Below are 14,469 nucleotides of genomic sequence, written 5' to 3'. Positions count from 1 at the left end.
CGATCCCCCGGCCGGCGAGCCCCACGACGTCGTGTATTGACGACGAAGGTGGGCTCGGGTTATACGGGATCGCGGGCACAGGCCAGCGCAAAGCGCTAGCATACTCGGCCGCCGAGTGAAAGTCCACCCGGCATCGACACCCCCTGGAGTCCCCCACCGAGATGGGTGACCGACCCTGAGGCGTCCGGTACGAACGGGCGGCTCCGCCCGCACGACGACGTCGTTGTCGTCGCGCACATGGTGGCACACGCGGCGGGCCGGCGAAAGTCCGTCCCTCGTCCGGACGCGACGATGCCCGCGCCCCTGAGGGGACGCGGGCCTCGTCGTGCAGGCTGGCGTGCTACCTCCGTGCGACCGGCTGACCGGCGACGGAGGCGGCGATCACTTGAGGGTGACCGTGGCGCCGGCGGCCTCGAGGGTCGCCTTGGCCTTCTCGGCGGCCTCCTTGGTGATGCCCTCCAGGACGGCCTTGGGAGCGGCGTCCACGAGGTCCTTGGCCTCCTTCAGGCCGAGGCTCGTCAGGACGCGCACCTCCTTGATGACCTGGATCTTCTTCTCGCCGGAGGACTCGAGAACGACGTCGAACGAGTCCTTCTCCTCCTCGGCCTCGACCTCGGCGGCGCCACCGGCGCCGGCGGGGGCCGCGACGGCGACCGGAGCGGCAGCGGTGACCTCGAAGGTCTCCTCGAACGCCTTCACGAACTCGGAGAGCTCGATGAGGGAGAGCTCCTTGAACGCGTCGATGAGCTCGGTGGTGGTGAGCTTCGCCATGATGGCGGTTCCTTCCGTTCGATGCCCGGGAGCCGGTGCGGCCACCCTGGGCGGGGGTTCAAAAAGTGCCTGGAGCCGGACGGCTCAGGCAGCGACCTCGGTCGACTCCTCGAGCTTGAGCCGGAGAGCGTCGACGGTGCGTGCAGCCTGAGCGGCGGGGGCCGTGAACAGGTAGGCCGCCTGGTAGAGCGACGCCTTGAACACGCCGGCAGCCTTGGCCAGCAGAACCTCACGGGACTCGAGGTCCGCGAGCTTGGTGACGTCCGCAGCGGTCAGGGCGCGTCCGTCGAGGACACCGCCCTTGATGACCAGTGCGGGGTTCGCCTTGGCGAAGTCACGCAGTCCCTTGGCGGCCTCGACCGGGTCACCGGAGACGAAGGCGATCGCCGACGGGCCCTTGAGCGCGTCGTCGAGGCCTTCGAGGCCGGCATCCTTGGCCGCGATCGCGGTCAGCGTGTTCTTCACCACGGCGTAGGTTGCGTTGCCGCTGAGCGCCTTGCGCAGCTTCTTGAGCTGAGCAACGGTGAGCCCGCGGTACTCGGTCAGCACGGCTGCGTTGGAGTCGCGGAACAGGTCCGTGAGCTCTGCGACAGCGGCTGCCTTGTCCGGCCTCGCCATGGCAATCCTTCCGATGGTGGTGCCACCGGTCGTCACGTCCACCAACGAGAAGAGCCCCGCGCAGGCGCGGGGCTCGGCAGGCAGCTCGGCGCAAGCCGAACCATCCGGGAACACTCACCTGCGCTGGCCTCCGCTGCTGCGGGACTTCGGGCGATCGGGCGTGAGCACTGCGTGCGCACGACACGGTCGACGACCGGCGGTCTTTGGGTCCTGCCAGGGTACGGCACCCACGGAGAGCGACCAAATCGCGGTCCCGGAGAGCTCAGAGTGGCGCGCCCAGGCAGACCAGCGGCGCGACGACCCCGGTCTCAGCCGCGTCCTCCGCGGTCGCCGTCGCGACGGCCTGCGCCACCGGCACGCCCGTGGCCAGCAGGGCGTGCGTGCGCGTCATCACCTTCAGCGCGGTGGCGTCGGGCAGCGGGGCGAGCGCCGCGACCACGCAGCCGACCCCGGTGCGCAGCAGCACGCTGGCCAGCCCGAGCGCCTCTCCCCCGGCCCGGATGCTCGCCCGGCCCACCTCGCAGCTGGACAGCAGGACCAGGTCCGGCGACCCTCCGCCCGAGTCCAGCTCGTGCGCGAACAGGGGTCCGTCGGCCATCCGCACCGACGAGAACAGCGGGTTGTCGGGCTCGTGACGGCCGTGCGCGGCCAGGTGCACGATGCCCGGGGAGCCCAGCAGCGCGATCATCCGGGAGACCGTCGCCTCCTCGCCCACCACGACCTCTCCCCCGGGCCACAGCCGGCCGATCTCCTCGGCCTCCGTCTCGGCATGCCGCAGACCCGGTCCGGCGGCAGCGCTGACCCGCGTGGGGACGGTGCTCGCCGTGCCGGCGTAGGTCATCCAGTGGTGCACCGACGGGGCGACGACGGTCGGCAGGCCCACGCGCGACGGGAGCATCGACCACGGCAGCACGCCGAGCCAGCCGGTCGCCACGACGACCAGCTCCCCCGGCGCACCCAGCGCCGGCCTGAGCCGCCGCTCCAGCCCGGTCATGCCGTTGTGCAGCGAGCTCAGCGCCACCCCGCGCAGGTCGGCCGGCACCAGCGGGTTCGCGGTCACCTCGAGGTCCGCGTGCACGCGTCGGACCAGCTCGGCGATGCTCGCCGTCTCCCCGAGGTGGTGCAGGACCGTGCGGTCGTCGCCGACCTCGACCGCCAGGAGCTCGCCGCGGTGCTCGAGCACGTCGAGGACCACACCACCGGGCCGGTCGCGCAGCAGGCGGCGCACCTCGACCGTGCGGCCCGCGCGGTCACCCCCCGCCCGACCGCTCTCGTGCCAGGAGCGCGCCAGGATCTCGTGCTTCAGGCGCTGGGCCTCGCGCTCGACACGGACGAGCCGCGGGTCGCCGCCCACCCGCAGCCGGACGCCCCGGTTCTTGTCGATCAGCTCGCGCAGCTCCTCGAGCAGGGCCGCGGACACCGGGTCGCTCGGCGGGTTGACCCGCGGGGTGCCGCCGATCACCGACCGCACCCGCTCCGCGGCGTCGAGCACCGCCGAGGCGCGCCCGGTGGCCAGCGCCAGCGACACGTCGAGGGCTGCGAGGCCGGTCCCGTGCACCGCCCCCGCGGTCCGCAGGTCGAGCGAGCCGAACCGCGACCGGTGCAGCCCGAGATCGCGCTGACCTGCCCGGACGTACCGTCCGGCGCGCTCCCGATCCCCCGCCTCCAGGGCGAGCATGGCGCGGATGCGGCGTCCGTGCAGACGGACCGCGATCGGGTCGCTGTTCCGCACGGCCCCCAGCGCCTCCAGCGTGCCGGCCGGGTCGGTGAGCACGCCCCGCGCCAGGTCGGCCTCGATCCGCACGTACGCGGCGGCCGTGGCCCAGATGGTGCGGCCGGTGGACACGCACATCTGCTCCAGCCGTCCCGCGCTGCGGGCCAGCGCGGCCCAGCGGGCGCGGGAGTGCACGTCCCCCGGCGCGGCCGCGTACGCCTCGGCGTCCGCCTGGAGCGCCAGCAGCGACGACCGGACCACCCAGGCGTCGTCGCCCCGTCGACGGAACCGTCGCTCGGCGGACAGGGCGAAGTCGCGCGCCGCGGCGAGGTCGCCGCGCAGCATCGCGCACTCCGCCCGACCGAGCTCGCACTCGGCGACGTCGCGGGGAAGGTGCTGCTCCGCGAACCGGGCGGCGGCCTCCGCCAGGGTGCTGTCCGCGACACCGACGAGACCCGCCTCGAGCAGCACCCGGGCGCGGTCCTGGAGCGCGGTGGGCCGGGGCGGCCCGGGCAGGATCGCGGCCGCGGCCTCCATCACCGCGAGCGCCTCCGGCATGCGCCCGGCGACGAAGCTCAGGTAGCCGAGGTTGTGCTCGGCCTTGAACACGAGGCGGACGAAGCCTGCCTCGCGCGCGCGGCGGGCGCACTCGGCGAAGTCCGCCCTCGCCGCCGCGACCTCCCGCCGCTCGATGTGCAGCACGCCCCGGTTCAGCAGGGAGCGGCACGCGTCGATGGGGTCGGCCTCGTCGGAGGCCGCGATGGCCACGTCCAGCTCCCGCAGCGCGTCGTCCTGCCGGCCGGCCCGCAGCGCCAGCAACCCGCGCAGCCCCGCGACCGCCGCCGGCAGCCCGCGCCACCCCTCGCCGGACGCCTCCTGCGCGGCCAGCATCGCGTCGAGCCGGTCGAGGACGGGGCGCGGGCCGCCCCGGGTCTCGAAGTCGCACTTGGCCAGCTCGATCAGCGCCCGGCCACGCCAGTGCGCGACCTCCGGCGTCGACGGCATCGCGTCGAGCGCGCGCAGGGCAGGCCGCAGCCGGCGACGGGCGCGGGTGGGTCTGCCCTCCGCGTTGTCGTCGTCGGCTCGCTGCACCTGCTCGGCCAGGGCGCCGAGTGACGGCGGTCCGGTCGCCGCCGGACCGCCGGGTTCGGACATCTGCGCTAGAGCTCGATCTGGGGCGTGACGATGGGGATCGTGGGCTCCGAGGGTCGACGGAGCACCAGCCGCGCGGGTCCGCGCTCGATGTCGGAGAACGAGAAGCGGCCGTCCGAGTCCGACGTCGTGCTCGTCATGTCGCCGCCCTGGTGCAGCTCCACCGACAGCTCGCCCGCGGGCGCCGCCCAGCCGTCGACCCGGACGCGACCGGCCTCGGCGTGCACCGAGATCATCACGGTGAGCACGTCGGTGGTGAACGTGATCGTGCCCGCCTCGATGCTCGTCTCGTCGGCGCGGACGGCCAGCGCGGGCTCACCGACCAGGTGCAGCTCCGCCACCTCGGCGTGCATCGCCTCGATGGTCAGCGCCATGCCGATGCTCTCGATGAGACCGGGCGGGACGGGGTCCGCCCGCTCGACCAGCTCCGCCAGGTGGTTGAGGATCCGCCGGTCGTCGAGGTCCAGGCCACCCGCGGCGACCAGCGCGAGGGTCCTCTCGTCGGTGCTCATGACACGCTCCAGGCGGGGTCGGAGGCCAGTGCGACGCGAAGCTTGGCGAGGCAGCGGCCGCGCGTGGGACCGATGCTCCCGACAGGCATGCCCAAGGCCCGGGACACCACCCCGTAGTCGGGCCGGTCCACCAGCGCGACGAGTCCGAGCAGGCGTCGGCACCGGTCGGGCAGCTCCGACACGTGCTGCCACAGCAGGCGGTCGCGCTCGGAGCGCACCGCCACCGTGTCCGGCAGGTCGTCCGCCGGCGCGGCCAGCCAGTCGGTGACGTGCTCGTCCTGCTCGTGCCGCACCATCTCGTCGCGGCTGCGGCGCACCGACCTCCACGCCGCGCGCTTGGCCGTCACGAGCATCCACTGGAGCGTCGCCCGGGGATCGCGGATCGACTCGATGTCCCGCACGAGCGTCAACCAGGTGTTCTGCACGATGTCCTGCGCCAGCTCCTGATCGGCCCCCTGCGCGCGCACCGTGTGCCACAGCAGCGGGGTCATCACCTGCACCAGGGCGGCGAGCGGCGCACGGTCTCCGTCGCGGTAGGCCACCACCGCGCGGGCCGCCTGGTCGGCGAGCCCCTCACCCTGGCTGCGGAGCTCGGTGTCCACCGGCTCCACCAGGTCGTCACTCATCATGGACCCCTCACAGGCAGGCCTCGTCGGGCGGCCGCCCCGCACACAGTAGGACGACCCGGACAACCCCGACAAGGACGATTGACGTCGCTCGCTGCTGCCCCGGGCAGGCCGCTGGTGACGACCTGCCCCCGCGAGCACCCGCGGGCGACCCCACTCGACGGGGTCGACGAAGAGGAGCACCCCCTCGGCAGCCAGATACATCTCTGCAACTGTTCATCCGGGTGGATGTATCTGGTCCCGGTACACCCGCTCCTGACGAGCACCCGACCGGTTGAGGAGACGCGCGACATGACTGAGCAGGACCCCACACCCGACCCGTACACCCGCGATCAGATCCGTACGACGAAGCGCACCGTGGAGGACGCGCTCATCGCCCGGCCCGGCGTGGTCGGTGTCGACATCGGCGAGAAGTGGTCCGACGGATCACCCACCGGCCGGCAGGCGATCGTGGTCCACGTCGAGCGCAAGCGCGCCGACGGCGACCTGTCCGACAGCGAGCGCATCCCCAGCGAGTTCGGCGGCATCCCGACCGACGTCGTCGAGCACCGCGTGCGGCTCCTGTCCGGCACGGACCCGACCCCGGCGAGCAAGCGCGTCCGGCCCCTCGCCGGTGGCATCAGCATCGGACCTGCGACCCCGGTGACGATCCCGGTCGACGGCAAGGCCCAGCTGCGGTCGGTCAACGGCACGCTCGGTGTGCTGGTCTACGAGCGGCACACCGGCCAGACGTTCGGCCTCACCAACTGGCACGTCGCCGCGGGTGACGGGCTCGAGGACGTCGCGAGCACCTGGATCCAGCCGGCCCTGGCGGACGGCGGCAACCCGCGCTCCGACCGCGTGGGCGCGCTCGTGCGTGGGGCACTGACCGACCACATCGACGCGGCCGTCGTCGCCCTGGCACCGGGCGCGCCGTGGCTCCCGGGCATCGTGGGCATCGGCGCCGTCACCGGCTCCGAGCCGGCCACCGACGGCTCCTCGGTCCGCAAGACCGGTCGCACGACGGGCCTGACCACCGGCACCATCACCTCGACCGACTACACCACCGCCGTCGACTTCGGTCCGGGCATCGGGTGGAAGACCCTGCGGGACCAGATCCGCATCGAGCCCGCCGAGGGCGTCGAGGCCTTCTCGGCCGAGGGCGACTCCGGCTCGGCGATCGTCACCGAGGACGGACGCGTCGTGGGCCTGCTGTGGGCGGGCGAGGACGACGGGTCCTTCTCCGTCGCGAACCCCATCGCCGCCGTGCTGGACACCCTCGGGGTCGACGTCCTCACCCCGACCGCGGCACGCGCCCTGGCCGCCCGCCGGTCGCACCGGTCCCGCCCGGTGCGGGCGACCGCCGCTGCCTCGCTCTTCCCACCGGTCCAGGCGGCTTTCGGTGGCCGCCGTGCCCGCCGCCGTCCCGCTGCGCGGGGGACGGCGACGAGCGCGAACGGCACCACCGGTCGCCGGGCGGCGGCTCAGGCGCACCCGACGGCAGCGCCGTCCGCCCGGTCCGCCGCGACCGCCGGCGCGGATGCGCAGCCGTTCACCGAACCGTTCACCGAGCCGTTCACGGAACCGTTCACCGAACCGTTCACGGAGCCCTTCACGGAGCCGTTCACCGAGGCGTTCGGAGCCAACCCGTTCACGGAGCCCTTCACCGAGCCGTTCACGGAACCGTTCACGGAGCCCTTCACCGAGCCCTTCACGGAGCCCTTCACGGAGGCGTTCGGAGCCAACCCGTTCACCGAGCCGTTCACCGAGCCGTTCACGGAACCGTTCACCGAGCCCTTCACCGAGCCGTTCACGGAGCCCTTCACCGAGGCGTTCGGAGCCAACCCGTTCACCGAACCGTTCACCGAGCCCTTCACCGAACCGTTCACAGAGCCGTTCACGGAGCCCTTCACCGAGGCCTACGCCTCACGGGTCCCGTCGGGCGGCGCGGCCGGTGCCCAGGCGTACGCGGCGCTGCGGCTCCGCGAGGCGTTCTGGGCCGGCTACGTCACGGCGATCGTCCGCGGCCGGGCCCGCTGACCGGACCCACCCGACACCCACCAGCAGAGAGGTAGGACAGCGCGATGTCCGTCGATGTCGAGAGCACGGCCACCGGCCGGGACCGCACCGCGGTCGACCGGAGCCCGTCGGCACGCGTCGTCGCGCTGCGCCCGCGGGTCGGTCGCCACACGGCGGCCGGCCCCTCGCCGGAGGTCGTCGCGCTGGTCGCGGATCCCGCGGCCCCACCCGCACCCGGTCCCGTGCATCCGGCCCGACACCAGCGCGGTCAGGGGTCCGCGCCGGCGCTCGAGCCGGATGCACGACCACTGGTGCGGGAGCTGGAGGACCTCGTCGGGCGTCTCCACCTCCACGGGCCGACGCCCGTCCTGCGCGCGGGGCTGACCACACTGCTGTCCGCGTGGGCGGCGTCCTTGGTGCGCCTGCACCGGACGCCGCTGACGTCCCTCACCCCGACCGCCGACGTGCCCTGGGTGCTCGACGGGGCCCTGCCGGACTGGCTCGACACGCTGCCGGCGCAGGCGGGGCCGGTGTGGGCGGTGCGGGCCCATCCCGCGATCGCGCGTGCCCTCGCGGACGCCCGCTCCACGTGGACGACCGCGCAGTGGATCCACGGCGAGCCCACCGGCGACGACGTCGCGGTGACCCGGGTGAACGGCTCCGTGCGCGCGGTCCTGCTGGGGGGCGCCGTGCAGCCGGACGGCACGGTCGTGGGCCGCGAGCACGGTGCCGGCTGCGGTGACCCGCGGTGGGACGTGGCCACCGCGCTCGACTGGGTCGCCATCGCGCTCGGTCCGGTCCTCGACCCGGGCTGGGCGCTGGACCCGGTGGCGACGTTCCTCGCGGAGTACCGCAGCCTCGGCGGCGACGCGACACCGACCCGCGCGCTGGCCGTCGCGCGGACTGTGAGCACCGCGATCGAGTGGAGCGCACAGCTCGCCGTCGCGCAGGAGCCCACCGACGACGAGCTCAGCTGGCTCTCGGGCCTGTGGACCCGACCGCTGGAGCTGGTCGGGGCAGCCCGACCGGGGGCGGCGCGGCGCATGCGCTGACCCCGGCCGTCAAGAACGACGAAGGCCCGGTCCGCAGGGGGGACCGGGCCTTCGTCGTGCGTGCTGCCAGACGTCAGGCGGCGTCGTCCTCGAGCAGGTTCCGCGTCTTGTTCTGGTCGACGAGGATGCCGGGGCCGTTCGTCGTCGAGACCGTCGCCTTGGCGATGTAGCGGCCCTTCGAGGCCGACGGCTTCAGCCGCAGGATCTCGTCGAGCGCCGCGGCGTAGTTCTCCACGAGCGCGGTGTCGGAGAACGACACCTTGCCGATGATGAAGTGCAGGTTCGCGTGACGGTCCACGCGGAACTCGATCTTCCCGCCCTTGATGTCGGACACGGCCTTGGCCACGTCCATCGTCACGGTGCCGGTCTTCGGGTTCGGCATGAGACCACGCGGGCCCAGGACCTTGCCCAGTCGACCGACCTTGCCCATGAGGTCGGGCGTCGCGACGGCGGAGTCGAAGTCGGTCCAGCCGGCCGCGACCTTGTCGATGAGCTCGTCGCCACCGACCTCGTCGGCACCCGCGGCACGGGCCTGCTCAGCGCGCTCGCCGGTGGCGAACACGATGACGCGGGCCGTCTTGCCGGTGCCGTGGGGCAGGTTGACCGTGCCACGGACCATCTGGTCCGCCTTGCGCGGGTCGACACCGAGGCGGAAGGCCACCTCGACGGTCGAGTCGTACTTGGTGGTGGACGTCGTCTGCGCGAGCCGGACAGCCTCGAGGGGGCTGTAGAGGTGGCCCTCCTCGATCTTCTCGACCGCGGCGCGGTACGCCTTGCTGTGCTTAGCCATCTGCTTGGTTCTCCTTGATCAGCAGTCGTGGTCTGCGGGCCGCACATGGCCCTGCCACATTTCCGGGTAGAGCTGGGCTGGGTTCAGCCCTGGACGGTGATGCCCATCGAACGGGCGGTGCCCGCGATGATCTTCTCGGCCGCGGCCAGGTCGTTCGCGTTGAGGTCCTCGAGCTTGGTGCTCGCGATCTCGGTGACCTGGGCCCGGGTGAGGCTGGCGACCTTGACGGTGTGCGGGGTCGGGGACCCCTTGGCCACACCGGCGGCCTTCTTGATCAGCTCGGCGGCCGGCGGCGTCTTCGTGATGAAGGTGAACGAGCGGTCCTCGTACACCGTGATCTCCACGGGGATGACGTTGCCGCGCTGCGCCTCGGTGGCCGCGTTGTACGCCTTGCAGAACTCCATGATGTTGACGCCGTGCTGACCCAGCGCCGGACCGATCGGCGGCGCGGGGGTGGCTGCGCCGGCCTTGATCTGGAGCTTGATCAGGCCGGTGACCTTCTTCTTCGGGGGCATAGCTGCTTCCGTTCGTGTCGTGGGCCGACGCCGTGGGCGATGACCCGGTTGCAGACCCTGGCACTGCCAGGGCATTCGGTCAGATCTTGGCGACCTGGCTGAAGGACAGCTCGACCGGGGTCTCCCGGCCGAAGATGGAGACGAGCACCTTGAGCTTCTGGCTCTCGGCGTTGATCTCGGAGATCGTGGCCGGCAGCGTGTCGAAGGGGCCGTCCGTGACGGTGACCGACTCGCCGACGGTGAAGTCGACCTTGATCTGGGAAGCGGCCTTGGCGGCGCCGGCAGCGGTGGTCGACTGCTTGGGCTCCAGCGACGGCGCGAGCATCGAGAAGACCTCGTCCAGCGTCAGCGGGACGGGCTGGTGCGTGTGGCCGACGAAGCCCGTGACACCCGGCGTGTGCCGGACGGCGCCCCACGACTCGTCGGTGAGGTCCATGCGGACGAGGACGTAGCCGGGGATCCGGACGCGCTTGACGACCTTGCGCTGCGCGTTCTTGATCTCCACGACCTCCTCCATGGGAACCTCCACCGCGTAGATGAAGTCCTCCATGTTGAGGCTCTGGCGACGGTTCTCGAGGTTCGCCTTCACGCGGTTCTCGTAGCCGGCGTAGGAGTGGATGACGTACCAGTCACCCAGCTGGCTCCGGAGCTGCGCCTTGAACGCGGCGACCGGGTCCTCCTCGACGTCGGGCTCGTCGTCGGCGTCGGCCTCGACCTCCTCCGCGTCCTCGTCGGCGGCAGGCTCGGCGCCTTCGTCAGCCGGCTCGTCGCTCTCGGTGGCGTCGGCGCTGACATCCTCGGTGGAGGCGTCCTCGACAGCCGACGACTCGACGGCCTCGACCGACGCGATGGCGTCCTCGAGCTCCGCCTCGGCGCCCGTGGTGGGCTCCTGCGACTCCTGCGACACGTGCGAACCTGCTTTCTCCTGCGTGTGCGCCCCGGCGGACCGGGGCGATGAGTGCTCCACCCGGGTGGGGCGACTGCCTGACTGTCGGGGCTGGCCCCGAGGGGCTGTCAGCCTCCGAAGACCCAGAACGTGAGCTTGCCGATGCCCAGGTCGACCACGGTGACGAAGGCCATGACCACCGCGACGAACACCAGCACGACGCTCGTGTACGTGATCAGCTCCGACCGCGTGGGCCGGACGACCTTCTTCAGCTCCGCGACGACCTGGCGGACGAAGAGTGCGATGCGGGCGAACAGGCCGCCACGAGACTGCGACGAGCCCTTGCCGGCGGCCTTGGGAGCCGACGGGCGCGCCGCCGAACCCTCGGCGTCGGACGCCGCAGCCGGTGCTGTTTCGCTCACGTCAGGCCCCTACGTTCTCGTGGTGGTTCGTGATGCCGGGCTCCGTGCGGATCCCAGCAGCCCGAGCGGCCGACGCATCGCGCCGGACCGACCGGCGGTCCTGCTCGCCACCTCTCCGTCCGGGCGGACCCGGACGGAGAGACGCGTGCGCAGGGCAGACAGGGCTCGAACCTGCAACCTGCGGTTTTGGAGACCGCTGCGCTACCAATTGCGCCACTGCCCTACGGCGGCCTGGGCCTCCACGACGATCCGCACACCCGCAGGCGCGCACCGACGGACACCACCCGCAGGGGGGTCCGCGCGGGCTCCCGGAATCCTCCGGGGCACGGCTCATCATGGCGGACGTCAACCGCCGGGGGTCCACTGTACGCGACGAGCGCTCGTGGGTCGAACCGTCCCGAAGGGCACCGACGGACCGAACCGACGGCCGAACCGACGGACAGAAATGGCGGGCACGAGCGCGCGTGACCTCTGCCACTATGGGCCCCGTGAGCGAGCAGACCTCCCCCCGTCCCCGCGTGTCCGCACGGCTGGCCGCCATCGCCGAGTCCGCGACGCTCGCGGTCGACGCCAAGGCCAAGGCGCTCAAGGCCGCCGGGCGTCCGGTGATCGGCTTCGGCGCCGGGGAGCCGGACTTCCCGACGCCCGCGTACATCGTCGACGCCGCGATCGCCGCCGCGAAGGACCCGGCCAACCACCGCTACACGCCCGCCGCCGGCCTGCCCGCGCTGCGCGAGGCGATCGCCACCAAGACGCTGCGCGACTCCGGCTACGAGGTGAAGCCGTCGAGCGTGCTGGTCACGAACGGGGGCAAGCAGGCGGTGTACCAGTCGTTCGCGGCCATCGTGGACCCGGGCGACGAGGTCATCCTGCCCGCGCCGTACTGGACCACGTACCCGGAGGCCGTCCGCCTGGCGGGGGGCGTGCCGGTCGAGGTGTTCGCCGGGGCGGACCAGGGCTACCTGGTGACCGTCGAGCAGCTCGAGGCGGCCCGCACCCCCAAGACCAAGGTGCTCCTGTTCAACTCCCCGTCCAACCCGACCGGCGCGGTCTACTCCCCGGAGCAGACCGCCGCGATCGGGCGGTGGGCCCTCGAGCACGGCGTGTGGGTGATCACCGACGAGATCTACGAGCACCTGACGTACGACCACGCCGTCTTCACGCCCATCGTGCGCGTGGTGCCGGAGCTCGCGGACACGACGATCGTGCTGAACGGCGTCGCCAAGACCTACGCGATGACCGGGTGGCGCGTCGGCTGGATGATCGGGCCCGCGGACGTCATCACGGCCGCCACCAACCTCCAGTCGCACCTGACGTCCAACGTCGCGAACATCTCCCAGCGCGCCGCCATCACCGCCCTGAGCGGGGACCTCACGGCGGTCGAGGCGATGCGCACCGCGTTCGACCGTCGGCGCCGCACGATCGTCGACATGCTGTCGCAGATCGACGGCGTGCAGGTGCCGACCCCCGAGGGCGCGTTCTACGTGTACCCGTCGGTCGAGGGGGTGCTCGGCAGGACGATCCGGGGCGTCACCCCGAGCACGTCGGCCGAGCTGGCCACGCTGATCCTCGAGCAGGCCGAGGTCGCGGTGGTCCCGGGCGAGGCGTTCGGCCCGAGCGGCTACCTGCGCCTGTCCTACGCGCTGGGCGACGACGACCTCGTCGAGGGCGTCACGCGCATCCAGGCGCTGCTGGCCGAGGCCGAGTAGCCGGCCGTGCCGAACGCCGTCGAGGTCGCCGGGCTCCGGAAGTCCTACGGCGAGAAGCACGCGGTCGACGGGCTCGACCTGCACGTCGCGCACGGCGAGGTGGTCGCGATCCTCGGGCCCAACGGCGCCGGGAAGACGACGACCGTCGAGATCCTCGAGGGGTACCGGTCGCGGGATGCCGGCGACGTCCGGGTGCTCGGGCAGGACCCGCAGTCCGGCGACCGGGCCTGGCGCTCGCGCCTCGGCATCGTGCTCCAGACCAACAACGACCTCGCCGAGGCGACCGTCGGGGAGCTGGTGCACCACTTCGCGCGGTTCTTCCCGGATCCCCGCGACCCCGACGAGGTGATCGACTCCGTGGGGCTGCGGGAGAAGGTCACCACCCGCGCCCGGCAGCTGTCCGGCGGCCAGCGTCGACGCCTCGACGTGGCCCTGGGCATCGTCGGCCGGCCGGAGCTGCTGTTCCTCGACGAGCCGACGACCGGGTTCGACCCGCAGGCCCGCCGCTCGTTCTGGGACCTGGTGGAGGCGCTCGCCGACGGCGGCACGACCATCCTGCTCACCACGCACTACCTGGAGGAGGCCGAACGCCTCGCGGACCGGGTGCTGGTGGTCCGTGACGGTCGGGTCGTCGCCGAGGGACCGCCCGCGAGCCTCGGCGGCCGGACGGCCCGGCAGGCCGTCGTGCGCTGGACGCAGGACGGCCAGCCCCGGGAGGTGCGGACGGACACGCCCACCCAGGTGGTCGTCGAGCTGACCGGCACGCTCGGCGGCGAGGTCCCCGGGCTGGAGGTGCTGCGTCCCACCCTGGAGGACGTGTACCTGAGCCTGATCGACGGAGGCACCTCGTGAGCAGCGTCGACACCCGCACCCGCCTGCCCGGCGTGCTGCGCCTCGGGCTGGCCCGCACCGGCTACGAGGTGCGCACGTTCTTCCGCGAGCGCGACGCGGTCGTCTTCATCTTCGCGTACCCGATCATCATGCTCGCGATCTTCGCGACGGTCTTCGGCCAGGACGGCGCGACGGTCGGCCCGGAGCCCGGGATCCCGTTCGCCCAGTACTTCCTGCCCGGCATGGTCGCGACGGGCGTCATGCTCTCGAGCTTCCAGCAGCTCGCCATCTCGATCGCCGTCGAGCGCGACGACGGCGGTCTCAAGCGTCTGCACGGGACGCCGCTGCCGTCGGCGGCGTACTTCCTGGGCAAGACCGGCGAGGTCCTGGCGACCTCGCTGGTCCAGACGACGCTGCTGCTCGCCGCGGCGGCGCTGCTCTTCGGCGTCCCCCTGCCGACGACCGCGACCGCGTGGGCCACCTTCGCGTGGGTGTTCGTGCTGGGGACGGCCGCCGGGACGCTGGCCGGGGTCGCGTTCTCCTCGGTCCCCCGCAGCGGGAAGTCCGCGAGCGCGGTGGTCACCCCGGTGGTCCTGGTCCTGCAGTTCATCTCCGGGGTGTTCTTCGTGTTCCAGGACCTGCCCACCTGGATGCAGCAGGTGGCGTCGGTGTTCCCGCTGAAGTGGATGGCGCAGGGCATGCGGTCGGTGTTCCTGCCGCCCAGCGCCGAGGCGTGGGAGGTCAGCGGCTCGTGGCAGCACGGGGCGACGGCCGCGGTGCTGCTCGTGTGGGCGGTCGGTGCGCTGGTGGTCGGGGTCCGCACCTTCCGGTGGCAGCGGCGCGACGACGGCTGACCCGGACGGCGACTGCACG

Annotated in this window: 14 protein-coding genes and 1 tRNA gene; 5 read left to right on the top strand and 10 right to left on the bottom strand. The window is 72.7% G+C overall.

The genetic code is table 11. The features are described 5' to 3' along the window. Positions 1-381 precede the first annotated feature (381 nt). The 5 genes from rplL to HP550_RS12395 all read right to left on the bottom strand — a co-directional run bounded on the left by rplL (position 382) and on the right by HP550_RS12395 (position 5,393). Positions 382-771 (bottom strand): 50S ribosomal protein L7/L12, encoded by a 390-nt coding sequence (gene rplL / locus HP550_RS12415; protein ID WP_175347998.1) that lies wholly within the window; start codon positions 769-771, stop codon positions 382-384. Between the two features lie 84 nt (positions 772-855). Then, positions 856-1,389, bottom strand: a complete 534-nt coding sequence (rplJ, locus tag HP550_RS12410; protein WP_175347997.1) for a 50S ribosomal protein L10 — start codon at positions 1,387-1,389, stop codon at positions 856-858. Positions 1,390-1,651: 262 nt separating this feature from the next. Next, on the bottom strand, positions 1,652-4,258 hold the full coding sequence (locus HP550_RS12405) for a CHAT domain-containing protein (protein ID WP_175347996.1): 2,607 nt from the start codon (positions 4,256-4,258) through the stop codon (positions 1,652-1,654). A 5-nt stretch (positions 4,259-4,263) separates the two neighbouring features. Further along, positions 4,264-4,767: a carboxypeptidase regulatory-like domain-containing protein gene (locus tag HP550_RS12400; protein WP_175347995.1), complete on the bottom strand. Its 504-nt coding sequence runs from the start codon at positions 4,765-4,767 to the stop codon at positions 4,264-4,266. Further along, complete coding sequence (locus HP550_RS12395) at positions 4,764-5,393, bottom strand: RNA polymerase sigma factor (RefSeq protein WP_246280829.1); 630 nt, start codon at positions 5,391-5,393, stop codon at positions 4,764-4,766. Before HP550_RS12395 ends, HP550_RS12400 begins: the two co-directional genes overlap by 4 nt. Positions 5,394-5,684: 291 nt before the next feature. Here HP550_RS12395 and HP550_RS12390 point away from each other — a divergent pair, with 291 nt between their 5' ends. Together HP550_RS12390 and HP550_RS12385 are read left to right on the top strand one after the other, a co-directional pair. Continuing rightward, a complete protein-coding gene (locus HP550_RS12390) occupies positions 5,685-7,412 on the top strand; it encodes a trypsin-like peptidase domain-containing protein (protein ID WP_175347993.1) in 1,728 nt (575 codons plus the stop codon). 44 nt (positions 7,413-7,456) lie between these two features. Beyond that, entirely contained in the window at positions 7,457-8,443 is a 987-nt protein-coding gene (locus tag HP550_RS12385) for a phosphotransferase family protein (RefSeq protein WP_175347992.1), read from the top strand. Between the two features lie 73 nt (positions 8,444-8,516). Here HP550_RS12385 and rplA read toward each other — a convergent pair whose 3' ends face one another. The 5 genes from rplA to HP550_RS12360 all read right to left on the bottom strand — a co-directional run bounded on the left by rplA (position 8,517) and on the right by HP550_RS12360 (position 11,279). Continuing rightward, entirely contained in the window at positions 8,517-9,233 is a 717-nt protein-coding gene (rplA, locus tag HP550_RS12380) for a 50S ribosomal protein L1 (RefSeq protein WP_175347991.1), read from the bottom strand. Between the two features lie 83 nt (positions 9,234-9,316). Next, positions 9,317-9,748 carry a 50S ribosomal protein L11 gene (gene rplK, locus HP550_RS12375; protein WP_175347990.1) on the bottom strand — a complete coding sequence of 144 codons (432 nt, stop codon included), beginning with the start codon at positions 9,746-9,748 and terminating at the stop codon, positions 9,317-9,319. Positions 9,749-9,827: 79 nt separating this feature from the next. Further along, the gene (nusG, locus tag HP550_RS12370) at positions 9,828-10,655 is read right to left on the bottom strand and encodes a transcription termination/antitermination protein NusG (RefSeq protein WP_175347989.1); all 828 of its coding nucleotides are present in this window, start codon (positions 10,653-10,655) and stop codon (positions 9,828-9,830) included. A 107-nt stretch (positions 10,656-10,762) separates the two neighbouring features. After that, a complete protein-coding gene (secE, locus tag HP550_RS22360; RefSeq protein WP_056088859.1) occupies positions 10,763-11,056 on the bottom strand; it encodes a preprotein translocase subunit SecE in 294 nt (97 codons plus the stop codon). Positions 11,057-11,206: 150 nt separating this feature from the next. Further along, a tRNA-Trp gene (locus HP550_RS12360) sits at positions 11,207-11,279 on the bottom strand. A gap of 256 nt (positions 11,280-11,535) precedes the next feature. Between HP550_RS12360 and HP550_RS12355 the strand changes: the two genes are divergently transcribed. The 3 genes from HP550_RS12355 to HP550_RS12345 are packed head-to-tail and all read left to right on the top strand — an operon-like array spanning position 11,536 to position 14,450. After that, complete coding sequence (locus HP550_RS12355; protein WP_175348203.1) at positions 11,536-12,765, top strand: pyridoxal phosphate-dependent aminotransferase; 1,230 nt, start codon at positions 11,536-11,538, stop codon at positions 12,763-12,765. A gap of 6 nt (positions 12,766-12,771) precedes the next feature. Continuing rightward, positions 12,772-13,617, top strand: coding sequence for an ATP-binding cassette domain-containing protein (locus HP550_RS12350; protein ID WP_175347988.1), 846 nt, complete (start codon positions 12,772-12,774; stop codon positions 13,615-13,617). Then, positions 13,614-14,450 carry an ABC transporter permease gene (locus HP550_RS12345; RefSeq protein WP_175347987.1) on the top strand — a complete coding sequence of 279 codons (837 nt, stop codon included), beginning with the start codon at positions 13,614-13,616 and terminating at the stop codon, positions 14,448-14,450. The genes HP550_RS12350 and HP550_RS12345 overlap by 4 nt, the downstream gene beginning before the upstream one ends. Positions 14,451-14,469 lie beyond the last annotated feature (19 nt).

This window comes from Cellulomonas humilata, from assembly GCF_013359775.1.
Classification (GTDB): Bacteria; Actinomycetota; Actinomycetes; order Actinomycetales; family Cellulomonadaceae; genus Cellulomonas; species Cellulomonas humilata.
The sequence above is the reverse complement of the archived record's forward strand: the minus strand, read 5'-3'. Positions and strand labels throughout refer to the sequence as shown.

Bases quoted from the DNA above. Each gene is read 5' to 3' on its own strand.
- rplL (WP_175347998.1), bottom strand. From the start codon at position 771: ATGGCGAAGCTCACCACCACCGAGCTCATCGACGCGTTCAAGGAGCTC.
- rplJ (WP_175347997.1), bottom strand. From the start codon at position 1,389: ATGGCGAGGCCGGACAAGGCAGCCGCTGTCGCAGAGCTCACGGACCTG.
- HP550_RS12405 (WP_175347996.1), bottom strand. From the start codon at position 4,258: ATGTCCGAACCCGGCGGTCCGGCGGCGACCGGACCGCCGTCACTCGGC.
- HP550_RS12400 (WP_175347995.1), bottom strand. From the start codon at position 4,767: ATGAGCACCGACGAGAGGACCCTCGCGCTGGTCGCCGCGGGTGGCCTG.
- HP550_RS12395 (WP_246280829.1), bottom strand. From the start codon at position 5,393: ATGAGTGACGACCTGGTGGAGCCGGTGGACACCGAGCTCCGCAGCCAG.
- HP550_RS12390 (WP_175347993.1), top strand. From the start codon at position 5,685: ATGACTGAGCAGGACCCCACACCCGACCCGTACACCCGCGATCAGATC.
- HP550_RS12385 (WP_175347992.1), top strand. From the start codon at position 7,457: ATGTCCGTCGATGTCGAGAGCACGGCCACCGGCCGGGACCGCACCGCG.
- rplA (WP_175347991.1), bottom strand. From the start codon at position 9,233: ATGGCTAAGCACAGCAAGGCGTACCGCGCCGCGGTCGAGAAGATCGAG.
- rplK (WP_175347990.1), bottom strand. From the start codon at position 9,748: ATGCCCCCGAAGAAGAAGGTCACCGGCCTGATCAAGCTCCAGATCAAG.
- HP550_RS12355 (WP_175348203.1), top strand. From the start codon at position 11,536: ATGGGCCCCGTGAGCGAGCAGACCTCCCCCCGTCCCCGCGTGTCCGCA.